General features: G+C 37.3%; 18 protein-coding genes and 1 pseudogene. 5 read left to right on the forward strand and 14 right to left on the reverse strand.

The features are described 5' to 3' along the window. Positions 1–19 precede the first annotated feature (19 nt). Together melB and FYJ25_RS04285 are read right to left on the reverse strand one after the other, a co-directional pair. Positions 20–1,444: a melibiose:sodium transporter MelB gene (melB, locus tag FYJ25_RS04280; protein WP_154580629.1), complete on the reverse strand. Its 1,425-nt coding sequence runs from the start codon at positions 1,442–1,444 to the stop codon at positions 20–22. 217 nt (positions 1,445–1,661) lie between these two features. Continuing rightward, on the reverse strand, positions 1,662–2,561 hold the full coding sequence (locus FYJ25_RS04285) for an AraC family transcriptional regulator (RefSeq protein ID WP_154580630.1): 900 nt from the start codon (positions 2,559–2,561) through the stop codon (positions 1,662–1,664). 397 nt (positions 2,562–2,958) lie between these two features. On the opposite strand from FYJ25_RS04285, the gene FYJ25_RS04290 reads away from it, so the two are divergent. After that, positions 2,959–3,333: a DUF6483 family protein gene (locus FYJ25_RS04290; RefSeq protein WP_005350747.1), complete on the forward strand. Its 375-nt coding sequence runs from the start codon at positions 2,959–2,961 to the stop codon at positions 3,331–3,333. A gap of 19 nt (positions 3,334–3,352) precedes the next feature. On the opposite strand, the gene FYJ25_RS04295 is transcribed toward FYJ25_RS04290, so the two are convergent. The 8 genes from FYJ25_RS04295 to FYJ25_RS04330 form a co-directional block, all read right to left on the reverse strand. After that, a complete protein-coding gene (locus FYJ25_RS04295) occupies positions 3,353–4,123 on the reverse strand; it encodes a TIGR03915 family putative DNA repair protein (protein ID WP_154580631.1) in 771 nt (256 codons plus the stop codon). Between the two features lie 32 nt (positions 4,124–4,155). Then, positions 4,156–5,664 carry a putative DNA modification/repair radical SAM protein gene (locus tag FYJ25_RS04300; protein WP_154580632.1) on the reverse strand — a complete coding sequence of 503 codons (1,509 nt, stop codon included), beginning with the start codon at positions 5,662–5,664 and terminating at the stop codon, positions 4,156–4,158. A 735-nt stretch (positions 5,665–6,399) separates the two neighbouring features. Beyond that, on the reverse strand, positions 6,400–9,132 hold the full coding sequence (locus FYJ25_RS04305; RefSeq protein WP_154580633.1) for a hybrid sensor histidine kinase/response regulator: 2,733 nt from the start codon (positions 9,130–9,132) through the stop codon (positions 6,400–6,402). Between the two features lie 564 nt (positions 9,133–9,696). After that, positions 9,697–11,730: an ABC transporter permease gene (locus tag FYJ25_RS04310; RefSeq protein ID WP_330578261.1), complete on the reverse strand. Its 2,034-nt coding sequence runs from the start codon at positions 11,728–11,730 to the stop codon at positions 9,697–9,699. Further along, complete coding sequence (locus FYJ25_RS04315; RefSeq protein ID WP_154580634.1) at positions 11,720–12,487, reverse strand: ABC transporter ATP-binding protein; 768 nt, start codon at positions 12,485–12,487, stop codon at positions 11,720–11,722. The genes FYJ25_RS04310 and FYJ25_RS04315 overlap by 11 nt, the downstream gene beginning before the upstream one ends. Positions 12,488–12,595: 108 nt before the next feature. Beyond that, complete coding sequence (locus tag FYJ25_RS04320) at positions 12,596–13,609, reverse strand: sensor histidine kinase (protein ID WP_154580635.1); 1,014 nt, start codon at positions 13,607–13,609, stop codon at positions 12,596–12,598. A 15-nt stretch (positions 13,610–13,624) separates the two neighbouring features. Then, positions 13,625–14,299: a response regulator transcription factor gene (locus FYJ25_RS04325; RefSeq protein ID WP_096241203.1), complete on the reverse strand. Its 675-nt coding sequence runs from the start codon at positions 14,297–14,299 to the stop codon at positions 13,625–13,627. Between the two features lie 9 nt (positions 14,300–14,308). Further along, positions 14,309–15,220, reverse strand: a complete 912-nt coding sequence (locus tag FYJ25_RS04330) for a selenium metabolism-associated LysR family transcriptional regulator (protein ID WP_096241204.1) — start codon at positions 15,218–15,220, stop codon at positions 14,309–14,311. A 522-nt stretch (positions 15,221–15,742) separates the two neighbouring features. On the opposite strand from FYJ25_RS04330, the gene selD reads away from it, so the two are divergent. The 4 genes from selD to FYJ25_RS04350 all read left to right on the forward strand — a co-directional run bounded on the left by selD (position 15,743) and on the right by FYJ25_RS04350 (position 18,673). Continuing rightward, a complete protein-coding gene (gene selD / locus FYJ25_RS04335; protein WP_154580636.1) occupies positions 15,743–16,771 on the forward strand; it encodes a selenide, water dikinase SelD in 1,029 nt (342 codons plus the stop codon). Between the two features lie 197 nt (positions 16,772–16,968). Then, positions 16,969–17,601: a sulfurtransferase-like selenium metabolism protein YedF gene (yedF, locus tag FYJ25_RS04340; protein WP_096241206.1), complete on the forward strand. Its 633-nt coding sequence runs from the start codon at positions 16,969–16,971 to the stop codon at positions 17,599–17,601. A 17-nt stretch (positions 17,602–17,618) separates the two neighbouring features. After that, a complete protein-coding gene (locus tag FYJ25_RS04345) occupies positions 17,619–17,858 on the forward strand; it encodes a putative Se/S carrier protein (RefSeq protein WP_022169995.1) in 240 nt (79 codons plus the stop codon). Between the two features lie 41 nt (positions 17,859–17,899). Then, complete coding sequence (locus tag FYJ25_RS04350; protein WP_154580637.1) at positions 17,900–18,673, forward strand: acyl-CoA dehydratase activase; 774 nt, start codon at positions 17,900–17,902, stop codon at positions 18,671–18,673. 239 nt (positions 18,674–18,912) lie between these two features. Here FYJ25_RS04350 and FYJ25_RS04355 read toward each other — a convergent pair whose 3' ends face one another. The 4 genes and pseudogenes from FYJ25_RS04355 to tuf form a co-directional block, all read right to left on the reverse strand. Next, positions 18,913–20,238 (reverse strand): zinc ribbon domain-containing protein, encoded by a 1,326-nt coding sequence (locus tag FYJ25_RS04355; RefSeq protein ID WP_154580638.1) that lies wholly within the window; start codon positions 20,236–20,238, stop codon positions 18,913–18,915. A 69-nt stretch (positions 20,239–20,307) separates the two neighbouring features. Continuing rightward, positions 20,308–21,157 (reverse strand): annotated as a pseudogene (locus FYJ25_RS04360) (YitT family protein). Between the two features lie 189 nt (positions 21,158–21,346). Next, positions 21,347–21,733, reverse strand: a complete 387-nt coding sequence (locus tag FYJ25_RS04365) for a DUF2500 domain-containing protein (protein WP_096241210.1) — start codon at positions 21,731–21,733, stop codon at positions 21,347–21,349. Positions 21,734–21,993: 260 nt separating this feature from the next. Further along, entirely contained in the window at positions 21,994–23,187 is a 1,194-nt protein-coding gene (gene tuf, locus FYJ25_RS04370; RefSeq protein WP_154580639.1) for an elongation factor Tu, read from the reverse strand. Between the last annotated feature and the right edge of the window lie 179 nt (positions 23,188–23,366).

A 23,366-nucleotide genomic window follows, 5' to 3' on the forward strand; every position in this document is an offset into this window, starting at 1 on the left:
GATTCTCCTGCCTCTCTTTTTATTCCGTCACTATTTTTCTCTGTGCATGAATTTCATTTACTTTCTCTGTTACTTCTTCCATTGCGGCACCTTTTAACTTATAGCATTTCTTATAAATTAAGAAACTAACTACTGCAAGGATAACCGGAATGACAATCATAAGTACACGTATACCTAAAATAGTTCCTGCACTCTGTACTGCTGCTTTTGCATTATATCCTACAACCTGAAGTCCTACTCCGCTTAAGCCTCCAGCTGCTGCTGTTGCTGCTTTCATCAAAAATGTCTGTGCTGAACAGGTAACACTTTCATTTCGAACTCCAAATTTTACTTCTCCATAATCGATAACATCTGCCATACAGCATGTTGTAACTCCTAAGGAAAGTCCTGAACCAAAGAATAATAACGCACAACAGATTACAACAAGTACTGCACTTTTTGGTGCAATGAATCCTGCGATTCCAAGTAAAATAAATCCTGCAATCGGAAGCACACACGCATATGCATATACTTTTTCACGACTAATCTTTGTTGAAATTTTAGGGAAACATACCAAACCGGCCATTTCAGCAATAATGGCAAATCCAAAAATAGAATATAAATATTCATTTCCACATACGCACTTGAAATAATAAACGGCAAAACTTTTTGCAATCTGTGTACAAAGGTTAAATGTAAGTAAAATTCCAATAAAAGCAAGTAACTGATCATTTTTAATAATGATACGGAAAGCCTGTTTTAAACTTGTTTTCTCTGCGTAAACTCCGATTGTTGATTCTTCTTTTACGTTAAATACAGTAATACCGATTGCTACGATAAAGATAACTGCAATAATTATCGCAAATAATGTATATCCTGTTTCTGCATAGAGATTTTTCTCCCCAGCTATTTTATTTAAATGATTAATGATATACAGTCCAAATGTTGCTACTGAAAATCCTGCAAGACTTGCAAAAAATCTTGGAATAACAGATACTCTCTCCCGCTCATGTGGATCATTTGTTAAGTTTGGAAGCCATGACCAATATGGTACATCCATAATCGTATATGTCATTCCATAAAGTATATACATTACCGATACATAAATATATAATGAAGTGCCTGATAAATGAAAGCTATGGAACAATAGTACGAATACAACAGAATTTAGTAATGTTCCAATAACAAGCCATATTCTGAACTTTCCAAACTTTGTATGTGTATTATCACAAATCATTCCCATTACGGGATCATTAATCGCATCCCATATTCTTGCCACCAGAAACAGTACACCAACAAAAGCTGGTGCTAAATATAAGGTATCTGTAAAATATAACATTAAAAAAGAGCCAACCAGATTACAAATGGCATCTTTACCTATCGCACCGATACCAAAACAATATTTTTCTCTTGTAGACGCATATTTATACTGCGGATGTTTATTTGTACTTTTTTGATTACTCATCCTTTTCCTCCTCCAGAACAATCTATCTCTTAATTTAATTATTTTTCTGAGGAATTTTGCGCGCTTGTTCCTAACTGATTACAGTATAACCCCAAAAAATAACACCCGTTAGCACATTTTGTTTGTAAAACCATTCAAAATGTTGTCTATCGGGTGTTGTTTATATCATTTTATATGTAAATTATTTCTATCTATGATTTATAACTATCTTTAACAACTACAAATATTTTGTCTTTTTGTCTCCATATTCCTCCAGTTCTTTTTGTACACGTAATAAACGTTCCTTTGTTGTCTTTCTGTTTTCTTTGCGATATTTACTTGGGGTACCTCCCGTTTCCTGTTTAAATGCTTTTTCAAAATTTAAAGCACTTTTATATCCACAAGAATGTGCGATATATTCAATTGAAAAGTCCGTTAATGTTAGTTGTTCCTTCGCTCTTGAAATACGAAACTTCGTCAAAAAAGCTTTCGGAGAGATATTTAGACTTTTTTTAAAAACAGTATACAGATAACTTCGGTTCAAAGCCAGATAATCCGCTATATCATTTACCGTAATCCCCTGCGAATAATTATTCTTGATATAATCAATTGCCTCCTGAACATGCATACTTTCCGTTGTATCATCTTCAAACTGCCTCAATGTAATTTCTCTTGCAAGAACCGAAAAAAAATCGAACAATCTTCCCTGTAAATAATATAAATTCTCTGTTGTTGATTTTGTATGTTTCAACATGGAAAATACTATTTCTTTAAGTTCTTCTCCTCCTTCACACTGACAGACTAACTGTCTGCTGTTCAATCCAACATCCTGAATAAAACTCTTTGCTTCTGTTCCTCCAAATCCAACCCATAAATATGTCCATGGTTCCTCTTTATCAGCCTGATAAAATGTCAGGCTCTCTGGTTCAATTAAAAATATCTGTCCTTTGGAAATATGGTACTTCTTTTCTCCAACCTGATATATCCCCTTTCCTCCCATTACATAATGAATAATATAATTTGGCCTTGTTGCCGGTCCATAACTATGTAGAGGTTCACACTCCGCATACCCACAAAACAACAAATGAAACCCTTTAAACTTCGGTTCTAAAAGCTGTAATACATAAGCATCTTCCATACGATTTCTCCATCCCCAATTACTTCTCTAATCCCAATAGAGGTTATCATGCATTGCATGATGCGTATCTCACAATAAGAATGACGAAGTATTCTTTAATACTTATAATTTATGACAAAATATTCCTAATGTCAAAAGATTTTTAATCATAACTCTTCTATAATACTTCTCTATAATACTTCGTAAAACGTCTCATGCTTTGTAAATATATTTCATTTACAATTCTGAACTTTTATGGGATTTTACTTAATTGCCATAAGATAAATATTGAAATTTCCGCGAACTCTAGTGTATAATTATAAAGTTTAATGATGCTATGTACTTTGGGATTCTTCACATCCTTACTTTTGTGAGAAGAGTCTATGAGTACATTATAAAAAACAGGAGGTTTTACAACATGCTTCGTGATGATTTTGACTTACGCTTAACAAATGAATTAATAGAAACTTATCTTAAAATTGCTTATGGAATCAAACCGGGATGCTGGCTTGATGCTGAAAAAGGTCTTCTTCAGGAAAATACGCTCTATCCTAAGTTAAAGCAAATGATCAACGATGGCAATATTAATGATGCAGAAGATATTCTCTATGAATATGCTAATCCAATTAATCCGGACATATTAAAAGTCGGTCTGTTCTTCTATTATGATCTAAATCGTATGGCTGATGCTGAACTTGAAGCAGCAGATTTTACTCGTGATGAAGTAAAAGAAGGCGTACAGGAATTACTTAAAATTTACGATCAGGAAAACTTTGGAACAATTTTTCGTTAGAAACCCGATTCTTTCAGGATTAATCCTGCATTTCTGACATGTGCTTTCTATACCAGAGCGGTATAAGATTGCGCTGACATACGGGATTCTTACGTTCTTTAATCCCAATCGTCTGAAAGAATGTTTTCCACAGTGCAGTCATACTATCGGTATCCTTTGCTGTAGATTCTCTTGCTAGGAATTCTGACATTTCTTCTTCGGAAAGAGATGTCAGATAATATGGCTGGTCTGCCGGATGTACCACTGCTGTTCTTCTGTTATCATCTATGATCATCCAGTCTTCAGAAGGTAATCTATCCACAAAATGTGGTGCAAGTAAGGTAATAACATCACATCTAGGAGAAATTATCCCCACAAGTATGTGATGATCCATCTCGGTAAACCGAATACATTCCCGAAATATATGTGCTTCATTACTTGCTTTTCGTTCTAGCTCAAATATTTTCATTACGATCGGATTCTGTAGTGAATCTAGAATCTGCCTTCCATAATGGAATCCCAATATTAAAAAACGATAGATGCTATCAAGCTTCTCCTCTTCATCCGCTGCCATCGCTGCATGATATACCATCTGATATGCACGAAAGGAAATCTTTTGTTGAATCGTTCTTATTACACTCTCTGTTTTCTCTTTATCTGCCTCCACATGACGGTATTCACAAAAAAGTTTCATTGTTCCAATCGGCTCTGTTCTTAACTTTATATTATTATGTCCAAGATGGGATGCCCACGCTTCGTAAATACAGGTCATCATATCATCAAATCTATCTTTACATGTAAAAATTACCATATCATTTCTGCTTTCTTTAGGTGCTGGGGAGTTCACGTCAAATTAAAATCATCAAATAAAGATAGCTGTCTGTATGTTGTTGGATGCTCTATCTTCCAGTTATCTTTCTGATTCGTCCCAATAAGCTGGCGGGTAATAAAGTCTTCTTCTATCGGTGTATGATACTTCATCTTACCTCTGCAGGTTATAAAATAAACTGCCCGCTTTAATACCACTCCCATCTTCTTGATATCTTCAAAATCAAGTGCCGCCTGTCTTCTTGCCCTGACAATTCGCCCTGCGGACTTATTCCCTATTCCCGGAACACGAAGCAGCTGTTCATAGCTTGCCTGATTAATCTCTACAGGAAAGTATTCTAGATGTCGCAATGCCCAGTCGCACTTCGGATCTATAAATGTATTAAAATTCGGCCGGTCCGAACTTAGGAGCTCATCCGCCTGAAATCCATAGTACCGAAGCAGCCAGTCTGCCTGATATAAACGATGTTCCCGTAAAAGAGGTGGTGCGGTTCCAATTGCTGGAAGTTCCGGATCATCATTCAATGGCACATACGCTGAATAAAAAACCCTCTTCATATCATACTGCTGGTATAGCTGCTGTGTCAATGATAACAAATGAAAATCACTCTCACCTGATGCCCCTATAATCATCTGGGTACTCTGCCCCGATGGAACAAAGCGGGATTGTGTTCTCTTTCCTATATTCTGTAAAAAATTAGACGGTAAAAAATCTTTATCTTGCAAATTATCTTTATTATTCCCTATATTATTCTCCATATTGGTTTCATTTTTCTGTGTACCTTCCATGAGGGAAACAACGGACTTTCCATGAATACCAGAAACATTCTTCTCATTAAATATGCTATTCGACAAATATTGATTTCCCTTCGCCCGCTCCATTCGGCTATCCTTACCAAGTGCTACTCTCTGCGTCTGTATCCCTCTCTGAATCTGCTGAATCGGCCGAATCAGATTCTTTGGCTTCTTATTCGGTGCCAGTCTCTTCAAACCTTCGGCAGTAGGTAATTCCAGATTCACACTCATTCTGTCTACTAAAAATCCAAGTGCATATATAATATCATCCGGTGCCCCTGGTATCGCCTTCACGTGAATATAACCATTAAAATGATACTTATTCCGAAGCATATAAATCGCCTCGTACATTCGCTCCATCGTATATGCCGGACTCTTCACCACCGCAGAACTTAAAAACAGCCCCTCAATATAATTCCGACGATAAAACTCCACCACAAGCCTGCAAATCTCTTCCGGGGTAAATGTTGCTCTTTCCTTCTCGTTCGCAGCACGACTCGGACAATACTTGCAGTCAAAAACACAATCATTACTAAAAAGAATCTTTAAGAGCGAAACACAGCGCCCATCTGAAGAAAATGTATGACAGATACCCGCAGATACCGTATTCCCAAGATGCCCCTTCTTCCCTCTTCGACTTGACCCACTCGAAGTACACGCAACATCATACTTCGCTGCATCTGCTAAAATCTTTAACTTTCTCTCCAGAGAAATCTCTGTTTCTGTCATAGTATCACCTCTTTATAAACATATGTTCCGAATATTTGTTTGCATACATTCTAACACAGCTCTCCTACAAAATCAAGAACTACTGATTTGTAGATTTGGTATAGACGAAAAAAGAAAAAAATAATACATCCCATCTGCTCTGTAGTCACTGTGTTTAAGATGCTCATCCGCATCTTAAACACGCTCCCAAGCCGCATCTGGGATGTATTATTTTTTTCTTTTTTCTGGCTATCTAAATCTACAGTTGGCGAGAATGGGGCTTCTCCAGAAGGTTAAGGATTATCGGGGAATTAAAGTCTAAAGGATTGACATTCAAATTGTTGTATGTGACTGAATTGTATTTAATCTTCTTTTCTTTGCTATACTTTCCTTACAATTCAGCAAAAAGTTCTATTACAGCAGCTATCTAACCTCTTCCTACAAATTAGTTAAAAAATAAGAGAGAGGGGTTTGTCCAGAAATCTACGATTCTTATTCAGATAAAATTTCCAGAAGAAATGCGTCAATCCTGTAGAATTTAATTTCCTGGAAAGTCATATCCTTCTGGTACATTCCACGTTGCCCAACTAGTGGATTTAGCATAGTCAGAAAAAAGAAAAAATAATCCATCCCAGATGCGGCTTGGGAGCGTGTTTAAGATGCAAATGAGCATCTTAAATATAGCGACTACAGAGCAGATGGGATGGATTATTTTTTCTTTTTTCGTCTACATTAAATCTACAAATCAGGAGTTTATTATTTTAATTGGTTTATAATTATTTTTTTTATTGTTTTTATATTTAATGGTTTAGCAGCATGGGCATTCATTCCTGCATCCATTGCATGCTGAATATCTTCTGCAAATGCATTTGCTGTTAATGCTATGATGGGAATGGATTGAGCATCTGTTCTGTCTAGCCGGCGAATCTGCCTTGTTGCTTCGTAGCCTCCCATAACCGGCATCATAATATCCATCAGGATAAGATCATAGCTGCCCGCAGGATGTGTAGAAAATGCTTCTACTGCTTTTTGCCCATTATTTACACAAAAGACTTTGGCTCCTTCTTCTTCTAAAAGAATTCTTGCAACTTCCTGATTTAGTTCATTATCTTCTGCAAGAAGAATTTTTATATCTTGAATAGATTCTCTTTCTGTTTTTTCTATAACCGTTGTCTTTAACTCCCGTGCCCGTTCAAAAGGAAGTGTGATAACGAAGGTGCTTCCTTCTCCCAGCTTACTGAAAACCTCAATACTTCCTCCCATCTGTTCAAATAATGCTTTTGCAATACTCATTCCCAGACCGGTTCCCTGATAAACACTTCTTGCATCTGTTCCTTCCTGTGTAAACGGTTCAAATATCCTATTTAGATAGTCTTCACTGATACCAATTCCTGTATCGCTGATCGTCCACTGATATGTAAGTATTTTTTCATCTGAATGAAGAAGTCTGACATGGGTTCGAATCTCTCCATTCTCTTTATTATACTTTATACAGTTGCTGTAGATATTCATCATTGCCCGGATTAAATGTAATGGACTTCCATAAATATAAGGATTCTCATAAACTTCCGGCTCGACCTCCATTACTGTAGTAAGTCCCTGTTCTTGTGCCTGCATACCAATAATCGTCATAATCTCTTGCCCCTGTTCAATAACATTAAACGGTTCATGGGACAATACCAGTTCCCCTTCTTCTATTTTAGACATATCAAGAACATCATTAATCAACGACAAAAGATGATTCGCAGCAATATTTGCCTTCTCGCGATTTCTCTTTAAAAACGTTATATCCTCTTCATGTTTTTTATCAATTTCTAAAAGACCGATAATACCATTTAATGGCGTGCGCATGTCATGAGACATTCGTGAAAGAAAGTTTGACTTTGCTGCGTTGGCCTGTTTTGCTGTACTTAAAGCTTCCTGAAGTAATCTCTTCTGGTGAATTTCTTTTGCAACAACATCATCTACATTTAAAAATCCAAGAACGATGATCCCTGATTCTTCATCTCTGATAAACCGGAACTGATAATACTGTATTTTGCCTTCTTTGACAATACGGTAATTTCCTTTATATTCTTTTTCCCCGGAAAGGGTCTCCATTACATTGTCAAATTGCAGTGCCTCCTGCATCATCAAACGATCTTCTGCGTAGACACATTCATTAATATATTTATCAAAAAATGCCTCATAGGCATATACATTTTCATTTTTTCTATCAGATTCGGATACTGTATAATCTTCCTGCTTAATAATGGACAGTGTTTTTTCCCGCGAGTGGATTAAATAAACATTCAGGTAATTACTACTTAATGTCTTAACAATGCTGACCTGGGTCTCATAGGCTTCCTGGACTGCTGTAACATCTTTTCCATATAATACAGCTTCTAGATGATCATTAGCAGGATTTACAAAAAGACGCGCTGCATATCGGGAAATTCTTGCTACATCATCATCATAGTAACAACGTGATACCCGGACAATCTCTACTTGACCGGACTGATAACTGCGAAGCATTGATTCCCGGCAATAAGCTGCAATAAAATCCTGACGGTCTTTTAACGAAGGAATATATTTTGCTGTACCTGCAATAAACTCATCAATTGACAATTGTTGATCGATCATATAAGCAATCTGAGAAGTTCCTCCAACATTTAATATTTTATCTGCAGTCACATCCATATGAAAATATCCTGCTGCATCTGTAATAGATGCAATGAGCAAATTTAACTGCTTCTCATAAATCTTTCGAGCACTTACATCATCATCTTCACATACCAGTGCAATGACAAAATCTTCATAACTCTCTACTTCCCCATCTCTGGCTATCATTAAATAATAATAGTGTGTCTGGGTTGTTTTTATTCTGCAATGTAATTTAAAACCAGATGTCTGAGAAAGTCGTTTCTGCACCACCGAAAGTTCTGTCTGCTCAAACATATATGCCTGTTCATCCGGGTGTACATATTTTTTTATAAAAGCTTCCCGTAAGATATCATATTGCATCCTGTCATCTGTATCTCTATAATCTATACTTTTTTCATCCCATTCTAACTGATACTGAGAACGGTACACAGAAACGGCTCCTGTCTGCCTGCTCACTCCATAAACAGCTATATAGTCTGATGCCAGAAGATTAATCGCTCCCACTAACCTAAGAGCCTTCTCCCCTGTAGGAATAGCGCTTGCCAGACGTTCTCCTTCCGCAACCGTACTAAATACCATTGCATGTCCTACTTTTTCATCTGAAAGCTTCAGCTCTACAGCATCAACAGTTTCATAAATCTTTCGAATAGGATCAAGATATGTTCTCGGTCCGTAAATCTTATTCATTACCGGACAGGGTGGACAGGGCGAGTCCAGTCCCATCAATGCCTTATAGCACTTTATCCCTTTCTGAAGATTTGGATAAATCTCCTTTGCTGTATCATTAAAACCAATAATCGTATACTCTTCGTCAATACTGTAATACCCCGATGAATGTGTGTTCATATCCCCGCACCTTCCTTTTTATTCTTCATAACTATTTATAGTATAGCATTACTTTACTACATCCACTACTTTTTTCAGCAAAACCGTAAGAACTATTTATCCATAAGAAAATAACAGTGAAATCCACGCCTTCTACTTAATTCGTTTTCTTTCACTATAATATCCTTACAATTCTGTAAGAAGAAATTTCTCTTCTGGCGAATTTTTCTCTGGTTAACTCTCATAATCTTCTGGATAATCCCCTTCTCTTTCCAACACAAATCACCAATTTGCTATTTACTTCCAAAAACAGACAGCCGCTAAAACAAAATTTTATGCTGAATTGTAAGGAAACTATGGTAAAGAAAAAAGAATGGTTATAAGTATTGCATTTTGTGACTTTGCGCTATGGAATTCTGACCATAGGAACTTGGGACTCGTTTTTCCCAAGTTCCTGTTTTTCTGGGCAGAATGGAATGCCTAGCGCAACGGAACAAAATCTAACTTATAACCATTCTTTTTTCTTTAGAAGACTCCATACAATTCAGCTCAATATCTTCTATTAAAGCGGCGTCTGGGTCCCCATCAAATTAGTATTTTGTAATATTCTCTTGCTGTTATGCTATAAATTATCGCATAGATTACTGCAAATACCGCTACTGTTCCTACTGTATACATGAAAAATAATGATATATTCGTAAGGTTTAACACACTGAGTAGCTTTGTGATAATTTTAAAAGCAAATGCCAGATGAATGACCGCCATAATCAGTGGCAGGAAGAAGACGAGTAGCACCTGGCTTCTTATGGACTGTCTGACTTCTTTTTTGCTCATTCCGACTTTCTGCATGATCTGGTAGCGTTCTCTGTCATCATACCCTTCAGATATCTGTTTGTAGTAGATGATGAGTGTCGTTGCCATCAGGAATATGATTCCGAGGAAGATACCGATGAAGAGAAACCCACCGTAAAGTTCATAAAAACTTTCTCTGCTTAATTCTCTACTTTCAATGGAACAATTCGCAAATTTTTTCTGAAGCTGTTTCTGAATACTTTTTTCTGTTTTTGCACGATTTGCTCTGTTTCCGTTTAAATTAAAACTGTAACTGTACTGTATTTTCCCATAATATTCTTTCAGTCCATCATATATATTACTATTCTCGTAAATATCTTTTAAATAGGATGTGATGATACTGCTGTCTTTGACTACTACATACCATCCATCTATGAAACTAGTTGTATCAGCTTTTGCTATTGCTAGTCTGTCTAATTCATCGACTACTTTATATGAGATGCTATTTAACTGAATGACTTTCTTATTTTTTAGGGCTTCTGTATCACTTTTTTTATGAGTTCTTTTATGATTTCTATGATAAAGAAGAACTTCATTTTCTTTCAGTTTTACATTCTTCCCTTCTGTTTGATTGTAATCAGAAAGTGGAATCATGACTAAATCTACAGCATTTGAATTGCTATAATCCCCCGCTGCCATCATATCAAGCTTCTTCGTTTTGTTATTATATACTGTTGTAAATCGCCCTACATGAAAACGTATCTGTGAAGTTGGCACTGTGTGATTTTTCTTTGTCATATTCTTTATAATTTCTTCTATCTGTCCTTCTTCTTTTTGATTGATTCCTGAACTTGTGATTTGTGCCTCATATGGAAAACGGGTCACAATCACATCATTCAATCCCCCATATAAGGATACTGTCATAGAAACCATCACAAGAACCATTGTGCTTAATATGCAGATGTTTGCAAGACCTACCGCATTCTGTTTCATTCGGTAGATCATGCCTGATACGGCTGTAAAATGTCTCGTCTTATAATAATAGCTTTTTTTGTTTCGGAGCATTTTTAAAAATGCAATACTTCCTGCCATAAACAGGGCATACGTCCCTATAATAACAAGTATAACTGCAATGAAGAACTTTCCTAATGCCGCCATCGGTTCTTTTGTTATAAGTGCGATAGAATAACCTCCTGCTAAACAGAGGATTCCGATTATCGTCATAATCCATTTTGTCTTTGGCTCTCGTTCTCCCGTATTTCCTCCACGCAGCAGTTCGATTGGATTTGAAAGCTTCATCTGTAAAAGGTTATACAGAAAGATCAAAATAAAAATTGCGCCAAAAAAAATCGTTGTCATTCCAATAGATGCCAGTGAGATTCTATACTCTATCTTTCCACCCATATGCAGTATTTTCAATAATATAAGATACACGAGTTTGCCCAAAAGAATGCCTGCTAAAATACCACCAATGATACTTGCCACCGTTGTTATTACAGATTCAAGAAAAAGCATTTTGCCAAGATGTCCTTTTCCCATTCCCAGAATATTATATATTCCCAATTCCTTTTTCCGGCGTTTAATTAAAAAACTATTGATATAAAACAAAAAGATAATCGAAAAAATAAGAATTACCGCTGCTGCATAAGACAACATAATCGCAAGCGGACTACCTTTTTCTACTAGAGAACGATTTCGGTACAGATTATCCATAGTAAAATACATCATCACAGAAAATGCAGATGCTAAAATATATGGAATATAACTTTTCCTATTATTTTTTAAATTCGTTACTGCAAGCTTTCCATAAATTTTACTATTCATCATCCTCACCTCCCGCTGTAATTGCAGTCATTGTATCAGAAATCTTCTGATACATCTGTGTCTCGCTGAGGTTTCCTTTGTAAATCTGATGAAATACTTTGCCGTCTTTAATAAATAAAACCCGCCCTGCTGTGCTTGCCGCTTTTACACTATGTGTTACCATAAGGATGGTCTGTCCATCCTGATTTAAATGGGTAAATAAACGCAACAGTTCTTTTGCTGCCTTAGAATCCAGGGCTCCAGTCGGCTCGTCCGCCAGCAGAAGCTGTGGCTGTGTGATAACTGCTCTTGCAACGGCAGCTCTTTGCTTTTGTCCTCCCGAAACTTCATAGGGATACTTCTCCAGCAAGTTTTTGATACCAAGTTTATCTGCAAGTGGAAGAAGTCTTCTTTCCATTTCTTTATGAGATGTTCCGGAAAGTACAAGAGGAAGAAAAATATTATCCTTTAAAGAAAAAGTATCTAAAAGATTAAAGTCCTGAAATACAAATCCCAGATTATTCCTGCGGAATGCCGCCATCTCTTTTTCTTTTACTTTACTTAAATCTTTTTCTTTTAAAAATACCTTTCCTTCCGTCGGCCTATCGAGTGCCGCTAAAATATTAAGAAGTGTACTTTTTCCTGAACCAGATTCCCCCATAATTGCTACATATTCGCCCTGCTCCACAGAAAAGTTTACATCTTTTAATGCTTCCACCTGATTTCCGCCAAAACGTGTTGTATATACTTTACGAACATTTTTTACATCTAATAATGCCATTATAATTCCCTGCCTTTCTTTTTCAAACACTCTCTAAGCTTACAGGTTTATTATAAAAAGAAAGTGCCGCTGCTTCCATCGAAGTACCTAACACTTTCTGTTCTTACCTTACATTTTTGTAAGATATATCTTTGTTCCGCTTCCCACCTCTGAATCTACTGTAATATTCCACTGCAATTTATCCATAATATTTTTACATAAATACAGACCGATTCCGGTAGACTTCTTGTTCTCTCTGCCATTATATCCGGTAAAGCCTTTTTCAAAAATTCGAGGCAGATCTTCTGCCGGAATTCCGATTCCTGTATCTTTGATTACAAGAGATTTTTCTTTCATATAAATAAAAATCTGTCCCTTCTTTATATATTTCAAGGCATTCGATATGATTTGCTCGAGTACAAAAATAAACCATTTTTCATCTGTTACTATACAAGCTTTTGTCGGTTTAAAATCTATTTTTATCTTTTTAGATATGAAAATCTTTGCGTATTTTCGGATAACCTGACGCACCATATCATCTAGTTCATGCTTTTTAAACACTAAATCAGAAGATATATCTTCTACCCGAAGATAATTTAATGCCATCTCTACATATTGTTCAATCTTGAAAAGTTCCATCTTCATATCAGAAACAGATATTGCCTTCTGCATCATCTCTTTCTCATCGAGCTGATATAACATCCGTTCGGTATTCTGTAATAAAATATCCAATGCAGCAATCGGTGTTTTGATCTGATGAACCCACATGCCATAATAATCAAGCAGCTCTTTTTTTGCAATTCGATTCTTAGAAATAAGCTCCTGCTTTGCCTGATATAATTCCTTTGCAAGTTCCTGATAATCATATTCAATAATATCCATATGCTCTGGGAGTTGTTCTGCATCGTCAAAAAACTGCTCCCTGTTGATATGTAATAACTTATGCCGTTTATAATATTTGTAAAAATCAATAAACAGACATACTGCACACCACACAAAAGACAATTCGCATCCATAGATAATCGCATCAAAAGGAATATCATATAAATAAAATAGTATTCCAAATATCACAACGATTCCTGTAAATATAATAATTAGCACTTTGCGGATTTTCAAAAATGAAAAAATACTTTCTTTGATCATTTCTCTTTCTTTCCTCTATTTATCCAAATAATACCCAATTCCTTTTTTCGTCTTAATTCGTCTTTCCATACCTACATTTTCTAACTTTTTACGGAGCCTTGCTACATTAACTGTCAGAGTATTATCATCAATAAAGGCATCACTTTCCCAAAGTCTTGCAATAATATCATCTCGTGCTATAATCTTTCCTGAATTTTCCATAAGCATCTGCAAAATACGAAATTCATTTTTTGTAAGAGATATTTTCTCCCCCTTATAAGAAAGAGAAGCGTCATTTAAATTAAGGAGCATACCTTCATGCTCTAACACATTGACATTTCCTTGAAAGGAGTAGGCCCGGCGTAGTAATGCCTGTACCTTGGCTGTTAGTACATTTAGATCAAATGGCTTCTCGATAAATTCATCGCCGCCCATATTCATTGCCATCACTATGTTCATATTATCATTCATAGAGGATAAAAACAGAATTGGAACACTCGATATTTTCCGGATTTCCTGGCACCAGTAAAATCCGTTATAGAACGGCAAACCAATATCTAAAATAACAAGCTGCGGATCAAACTGCTGAAATGCTTCCATCACGCATTTAAAATCTTCTATCTGTTTAGTCTCATAATCCCACCGCTCCAGATGTGCTGCCACATTCGAAGCAATCGTAGAATCATCTTCGACAATTAAAATTCGGTACAATTTTTCTCCTTAAAACTCTTCTCTAAAACACTTCTCTGTATAATGAATAAACTTTTTCACTATTTCTGGAAGAAAAGATTCATTTTTATAGATAAGATATAATTCCCTGCAAAATTCCTTTTCCGGCAATCTATAAATCAATATCTTTCCAGACTCATGTAATTCTCTTATCATTTGATATGACAAAATCGAAATTCCCATTCCAGCTTCCACACAATCTCTTAGCATCTCTGCACTATCAAAGGTTGCAATAATATTTAAGTCTTCTTCTTCTATTCCAAAATATTTCAAGCTGCCGAGTGCCTCTTTCATCGTTCCAGAGTACTGTCTTCTTGCTAAAAATGGTGCTTCTAAAATCTGTCTTAAATCGCTCTCCCCAGAATCACTTTCTCCGGCAAAAATCTTCTGATACTCCTTTGTATTTGGTGCTGCCAAAACCAAATGGTCTTTTATCAGTGGAATGTACTTGCACTGCTTTTCTACCTTTGTCCCAACAAATCCAATATCGAGACTTCCCTCTTTTACCCGATGAATAATATCTAAACTATCCGCACTCGTCATCTCCACCTGCGTATTTACATTTTTCTTTAAAAATCCACTCAATATTGTAGGAACAAACCACTGTGCCGGAACAGAAGATGTACCAATCCGAAGAAACTCACTTCCATTCCCCCCAACTTCCATTATTGCTTTCCGATGTAAAAGTAAAATGTCTACTGCATACTTATAAAGTTTTACCCCATCTTCTGTCAATTCAAAATTTCTTGCTGTACGTCGAATCAGCTTTTTCCCAAGCTCATGCTCTAAGGCTGACACATGTGTACTAACTGTAGATTGCGATAGATGCATTTTCTTCGATGCTGCCAAAAAACCTTTACATTCTGCAACATTTGCAAAAATCTGCAATTGATGTATATCCATTTTCTCACTTTCCTTTCCGGTAAGTTTAAAATACTCTGGTCGAAAACACTCCAGATTCAAGTCGAGCAGCCGCGAGACTTGGCGCGTGATTCTGGTCAGCGTAAGCTGACATATTCTTTACAGAATCACTGCGCATCCTCGCGGAGCGTTTATCTCAGTCAGAAATTGGACTCCCACTGAGACAAATTTGCTGTCACTCACCACCTGAAAGAGGTGGGAGTCTTCTCGACTGAGATAAATACATTTTACCATATCTATCGTTTTTATCAATAATCATATCTATATTATCGAAATAATGAACTTTACTTTCTGTACAATATCTATTAAACTAATTTTAGAATAAATTACATTATGTTGGGAAATTTTACCCAAAATGTACTCGCAAAATCGGTTACAAAAGGAAATATATGAAAAGTTCTGAAATTACATTGAAGAGGAACCATAAAAGTATTTTTCAGTGGTAACAAGCACATACATAAAAAGCACTGAGAGTACATCCCACATAAAAGGAGGTTGCCTATTATGGAAAAAGAAAAACTATTTTGCAAGGGAGGAGGATGTACCGCTAAACTTGGTGCCGGTATTTTAAGTCGTATATTATCGAAGCTGCCGCAGGGACCGGAAGATGAGAATCTTCTTGTCGGTTATGACAGCAAAGATGATGCCGCTGTGTATAAAGTTTCCGATGATATTGCTTTTGTACAAACTCTTGATTTCTTTCCACCGATGGTCGATGACCCTTACACTTTTGGGAAAATTGCTGCTACGAATGCATTAAGTGATATTTACGCAATGGGCGGTGAAGTAAAGACCGCCTTAAATATTGTCTGTTTTCCTGAAAAAATGGATTTGAACATTTTAGGTGAAATTATGCGTGGTGGTGCTGAAAAGGTTATTGAAGCAGGTGGAACACTTGCAGGCGGCCATTCTATTGCTGATTCCGATGTAAAATACGGCTTATCGGTTACTGGTCTTGTGAATCCAAATAAAATCTATACCAATAATGGCGCAAAGCCTGGCGATGCCCTCATCCTTACTAAACGTCTTGGTGTTGGTATTATCTGCACAGCAAATCGAGTAGGAGAAGCTTCTGTGGAAGCAATGAAAGCCGTAACAGACTCCATGACAACCTTGAACAAGTACGCCGCAGAGTGTTGCAGGAATTTCGAAATCCATGCCTGCACCGACGTTACAGGATTTAGTTTTCTAGGCCACCTTCATGAAATGATGGATGGACAGCTTTCCTGTCATATTCACGCAAAACAGGTTCCTGTCTTTGAAGAGGCCTTACGACACGCCGATGAATTCCTTTTAACTGCTGCCGGACAGCGGAACCGGAACTTTACCGGTCCATTTGTTCAATTTGAAGATGTTTCATTTGCTATGGAAGAAATTCTTTTTGACCCACAGACCTCCGGTGGTCTGCTCATTTCTGTTGCAAAAGAAGACGCGCCTGCTCTTCTTGACAAGTTAAAAGCTTCCGGTCTTCCTGCTGAGATTGTCGGAGAAGTTTTAGCAAAAACAGAACCGGAAATTTTAGTCACAAATTAATTCAAGAATGCCCCGGCATTTTTGCTGCGAGATGCGCGTCATGCAATGCATGACATACTTCTTCTGCGCATCTCTGCAATCCTACCGGAGGCTATATCAGATGGGGGGATTGACTCCCCCACTGATACTGATTTATTGCTTGCCACCTACAAAGGTGGGAGTCATCTTATATCTGATATACAAATGGAGGAACAATCATGATTAAAGTAAATGCAATGGGCGATGCCTGCCCAATCCCAGTAGTAAAAACTAAGAATGCCATCCGCGAATTACAGGGTGGAGGGACAGTGGAGACACTTGTTGATAATGAAATTGCCGTACAGAATCTTACAAAGATGGCAAACCAGAAAGGATACGATGTACATTCTGAAAAAGTTGCTGATAATGAATTTAAAGTTACAATGACTATAAATGCAGAAGCTGCACAGATTGCCGCGAATAGTGCTGTGGCAACAATAGAAGAAGAGAACTGTCCGATTACTCCGTTAAATAAAAAAAATACGGTCGTAGTTATCCGCTCAAATCAGATGGGAAACGGCGAAGAGGAACTTGGAAAAGCTTTATTAAAGGGATTTATCTATGCCTTAAGCCAGCAAGATACTCTTCCTTCTACTATCCTTTTCTATAATAGCGGTGCATATATCACTTGCGAAGAATCTGCCTCTATTGAAGATTTAAAATCTTTAGAAGCCCAGGGTGTTGAAATCCTCACCTGCGGAACCTGTTTAAACTTCTATGGACTTACTGATAAGCTTCAGGTCGGTGAGATAACAAACATGTATGTGATCGCTGAAAAAATGACACAAGCCGACTTAATCGTGCAGCCTTAAATAAAGGAGTTTTACCTATGCTTAGAAAGAAAAAGCCTGCATTCATCATCGCATTTGACGCAACTACACAGGCAATGGCAACCGATAAACTCTGTGCAAAAAATGGTCTTCCCGGACGATTAATTCCTGTTCCACGCGAAATTACCGCCGGCTGTGGCTTTGCCTGGAAAGCCGCTCCAGAAGATGAAACTATTTTAATAGAGGCACTCACAAAAGAAGGAATCGAGTGGGCTTCTACACATATTTTAGAAATTTAATTTATTAGCATTTAAAAGAAAAAATATTCAGGATACTTATTATGAACAAATATTTTATTGGAATTGATATCGGCTCCACCTGTGCGAAAACAGTTGTCATGAATCATGAAAAAGAAATTCTCCACCGTTTTTTACAGCCAACTGGCTGGAGTAGTGTAGATACTGCAAAGCAAATACAGGAAACGCTCATGGAAAAGGGAATTCTTCCAGAAAAATCCGTTGTTGTCGCAACCGGATATGGACGTGTATCCGTCCCTTATGCTGCAAAATGCGTCACAGAAATTACCTGCCATGCAAAAGGAGCCTGCTATATTCATAAAAATGAAAATATGCTCCTCATTGACATCGGGGGACAGGATACGAAAATTATTCGCATTGAAAACGGTATGGTCACCGACTTCCTCATGAACGATAAATGTTCCGCCGGAACAGGCCGATTCCTTGACGTCATGGCAAATACATTATCTCTAACCCCACAAGATCTGTGTGAGCTTGCTGCAAAAGGCAGCGGAACTTCTATCAGCTCCATGTGTACTGTGTTCGCTGAATCTGAGGTAATCAGTTTGATCGGACGTGGAGAATCAAGAGAAAACATTGCCTTTGCCGTTATCGACTCTATCGTACAAAAAGTTGTATCACAGGCAGCAAGACTTACAAACGGACAGGAAGAATGCATTTGTCTTACTGGTGGATTATGCGATTACTCTTATCTTAAGAAATCGCTCGGAGAATCTTTAAAAACAGATGTATTAACCGATACTGACGGTCGCTATGCCGGAGCAATTGGTGCAGCGATTGCTGCTATTACTATTTAATTCATTAGGGAACAGACGAAAATAAAAAGAATAGACCATAGTAAATGTAAAGATATCACTGCGTAGAAAATGCCTGTTCGACATTTTTACTTGCTCTCACATTACATTTACTATGGTCTATTCTTTTTATTTTCTGTATTTTGGCTCCACGTGAATGAATTCAATAGTTAGTTGCCAGGGTGAATAAAAAAGGGGCACAGGTAGATCTGAACAGAAATTTGCATATATACAAAAACTTATTACAGCAATTTCCATTTGGCATTATCAACTTGCAGACTATAACCACAATAAGAACAACAACCGTTATTATCCGGAATATAGTTAGCCCCACAGCTTGGACATTCCTTTTCCATCACAACGGCCTGGCCTTTGGACTTGATTCGATTCGGATAACGAGATCGGCAAAGCTTCCAGTTATGCTTTTCACTTTTCGTCACGATATGCTTATTATTTTGAAGAAAGGTTTGCTTCAACATCGCTTCCACAGAAATCGTCGTCTTGTCAGACGTATTTTCCACACCTTTTAGCTTTATATTATTAACACTGTAAGAAAGCAGCTCTGGGGTAAGAAGTGTTTTGTACAACGCTTCATTGATATTACTTATTAACCAGCCCTCATCGTAACGAACGATCTCTTTCTCAAGATTCTCCAGCTCATCAATTTTCCTTGCTCTGATCCAAAGAAGACTCAGACTCAGTATAATTGTAAGTGTCATCGCAACACCAATTGCAATATACATATTCGTAATCAAATAAACGCAAGGAAATGTCGGTAAAAACGAGAGTAAAATCGTTGCACTGGTATACTTTAGATTATCCATATTCGGATCTGGTGTCTGATAAATCATAAAATCTTCGATTTGCCAGTCATAGAAATTACTCTGAATAAACCCTCCACAATAAGGACAGTTTGTCTCATCACCTTTTAACTGTATCTGCGCCCCACAGCTTGGACAAAATATTTCCGAATACTTTGAATAAAATCTCTGCTCCTTCTGCCTGTCTTTCTCTCCCACTTCATTGTGACGAATATGGCGGGACTGCCGAAGCAATATCGACCCATGCGGATAAATCGATTCATGAATTACCTTACCACTGTCTCTATGTAAATATTTATCAGAAACAGCGGCTTCTACGATAACTTCCCTCCATTCACGTCCTGAATCACTCCAATGCCGGAAGTCTCTCTTTTTGGCATTTCCTTCTGATAACTTCACATTCGTAAAATGTAGTTGCCTTGATAAACCTCTTCCTTCAAGTAGCTTTATTTCATGCATTACTTTTTCCTGAAAAGTCCGATCCATTCTTACCGTACTCTTTTGCAAATTACCGGTTTGCATCAAAGTAAGCAGCTCCTCCAGAACATTCGATATCTTTTTCGGTACTTTCTCCGTTCTCAAAGACTTCGCTTCCGGTTGTGCCAATCTTTTTTTCACCACAAAATACCAGTTACTTGGCAAAAATCGTTCAAAACTCCACTCCAGTATGCGGCTTGCAACAATATACCCTAATGCACAAGCCCACACAAATGCAAAAACACTCGCATCACTCCATGTAAGTTTCATCAAAAATCACCTCCTCATATATCCGTAGATTACTACAACAACACCCTTTTCCCTCAATGCTCAATTCTTCTACTTCTTAGGCAAATACCTCATATCCGATACTGTATATACTGTAATAAATGCCTCTGGATCTTCCTGATTGATATACTTCATCAATTTCTGATATTCCCCTTTGTCTACAATGGTAATGATCTCATTTCTTTTTTCCATATTATAAGCACCAATCGCTTCGTAAATAGTTGCCCCACTGTGCAGATCACGAACAATAAACTGCCGCAATTCCTCTTCCTTCTTTGTAATGATACCGTCGTTTGATATTATGATCAAAAATAAAATGATCCAAAACAATACCATTAAAATAAGTTCCCAATACACTAAGTACTACAGTCTTCTTATCATAAACCAGCGCTGCCGAAAGTGCCACACACATCCCTGACAAAGACATCGCTTTCCCCAGCTCCATATGAAAATATTTATTCATAATTTTAGCTACAATATCTAATCCCCCAGAAGAAGCATTCCGGTTAAATAAAATACTCAGGCCCACACTGACCACCAGAATGTAGCAAAGAACATCCAGCTCCTGACTATTCGTTATAGAACCGGTGTTGGGAAAAATATTCTCAAATATACCCAGAAACACCGGCAGCATAACACTCGTGTAAACTGTTTTAAGCCCGAATTCCTTTCCACAGGTAAAAAATCCAATAATTAATAAAACTACATTAAGAATCATCGTAATCGCTGATAATGGCAGCGGAACAAAATTTGAAAGAACAATACCCAGACCTGACATACTACTAATCGACGTATGACTCGGAACCAGGAAAAAGTAAACAGCAACAGCTATAATAGCAATTGCGATGGTAAGGATATTTATTTCTATCAAAATAGACTTGTAATCTGTCTTCGTTTTCATATTATTTTTTTATCTCCTCCTGTGTTAAAGACTATTACTGCATAAGTAAAAAGTATAATTGAGACGATGATTAAAAACATCATTTCCCTTCATTTATTTTTCTTGTTGAATTTTGGAACTGCCAATTCGCTATACACGGTATTAAATAATTCTGTTAGAAACTACTTATTTTTAATAGCTCTTATGTCTCTATTTGCGCTCAAATCCAAAATATCTTGTCCCTTGAAAATTTAATGTTCCAGCATCTCCTTCTATTAGCATTCCATACTCAGAACCACTCATAGAGAATTCTATTCTGTCACCGCTGTCCACCTCGAAAGTTACATAATAGGAAGTGGATGAGGTAGTGCTATATCCATGAGAGCCGCTCATGTCCCCATTATTAGGATGTTGATGATGAGAGACCTCTGTTCGTTTGGCAACTACCCTGGCTGATACATTGAGCCTTGGAGAGTGATTATTTTTATTCCATGTGGTAATACTTGTGATAATGCCATATGCTAATATAATAAAAACGCTACAAAATATTAGTGCGAAGGCGATGTTAAATAGCACATCAAATCCATCAAATAACATAGTGTTTCTCCTTCTTATATTTTCTCCTCTTAGAAATATGTGTTTTACAATAATTTTATCATACAGCAATTATAACTTCAAATAGGAATTTGCCGAGGGAGTAAACGGACGTCCCCAGCAAATTCCTATTTTTCTAGATAACAGAAAAACCCCAGAAACATTGGTTTCTGGGGTGAATCTTACGCTTGAACACAAGTACCTTGCGGTACGATATATATAAAATCTAGTATTATTCAGTTGCTAATTATATAAGTTCGTGATTACTCGATGATAGAAGCAACACGTCCTGATCCTACAGTACGTCCACCTTCACGGATAGCGAATGTAAGACCCTGCTCCATAGCTACTGGATGGATCATGTCGATTGTCATTTCTACGTTATCACCAGGCATGCACATCTCTGTTCCTTCTGGAAGAGTGATAACACCTGTTACGTCAGTTGTACGGAAGTAGAACTGAGGTCTGTAGTTGTTGAAGAAAGGAGTATGACGTCCACCTTCATCTTTTGTTAAAACGTAAACCTGAGCTGTGAACTTATGATGGCATGTTACGCTACCTGGCTGAGCTAATACCTGTCCACGCTGAATTTCGTCTCTCTGAACACCACGAAGAAGAGCTCCGATGTTGTCACCAGCCTGAGCTTCGTCAAGTAATTTACGGAACATTTCAACACCAGTTACAACAACTTTACGTGTTTCGTCTGTGATACCAACGATTTCTACTTCATCAGATACGTGTAATACACCACGCTCTACTCTACCAGTTGCAACAGTACCACGACCTGTGATAGAGAAGATGTCCTCGATAGGCATTAAGAAAGGCTTATCTGTGTCACGTTCTGGGTTAGGAATCCATGTATCAACAGCGTCCATAAGTTCCATGATCTTATCTCCCCATTCTCCGTTAGGATCTTCAAGAGCCATAAGAGCTGAACCCTGGATGATTGGAGTGTCATCTCCTGGGAAGTCGTACTCGTTTAATAATTCACGGATTTCCATGTCTACTAACTCAAGTAACTCTTCATCGTCTACCATATCACATTTGTTCATGAATACTACGATGTAAGGTACACCTACCTGACGGGATAATAAGATGTGCTCTTTAGTCTGAGCCATAACACCATCAGTAGCAGCTACTACAAGGATAGCTCCATCCATCTGAGCAGCACCAGTGATCATGTTCTTTACATAATCGGCATGACCTGGACAGTCAACGTGTGCGTAATGTCTCTTCTCTGTTTCGTACTCAACGTGAGCTGTAGAGATTGTGATACCACGTTCTCTTTCTTCTGGAGCTTTATCGATGTTTTCGAAATCTACTTTTTCGTTTCCTTCTACTCTTTCAGCTAATACTTTTGTGATAGCAGCTGTTAAAGTTGTTTTACCATGGTCAACGTGTCCGATGGTACCAATATTACAATGTGGTTTAGTTCTCTCAAACTTAGCTTTAGCCATTTGAATTTCCTCCTTAAAATTACGCCTGATAGGCTGTCTTTATAATTTTAAATATTCTCGTCCGGCAAAGAATCGACCAGACGATTCCAAATTACAGCCAGACTGCGACTATAAAGCCGCACCTGCTGTAATTATATTTCATTTTAACATTATTTGCAAGTAAAACTTTGCAGATAATC

The sequence above is a fragment of the Anaerobutyricum soehngenii genome, from assembly GCF_009697165.1.
In the GTDB taxonomy this organism is placed as follows: domain Bacteria; phylum Bacillota; class Clostridia; order Lachnospirales; family Lachnospiraceae; genus Anaerobutyricum; species Anaerobutyricum soehngenii.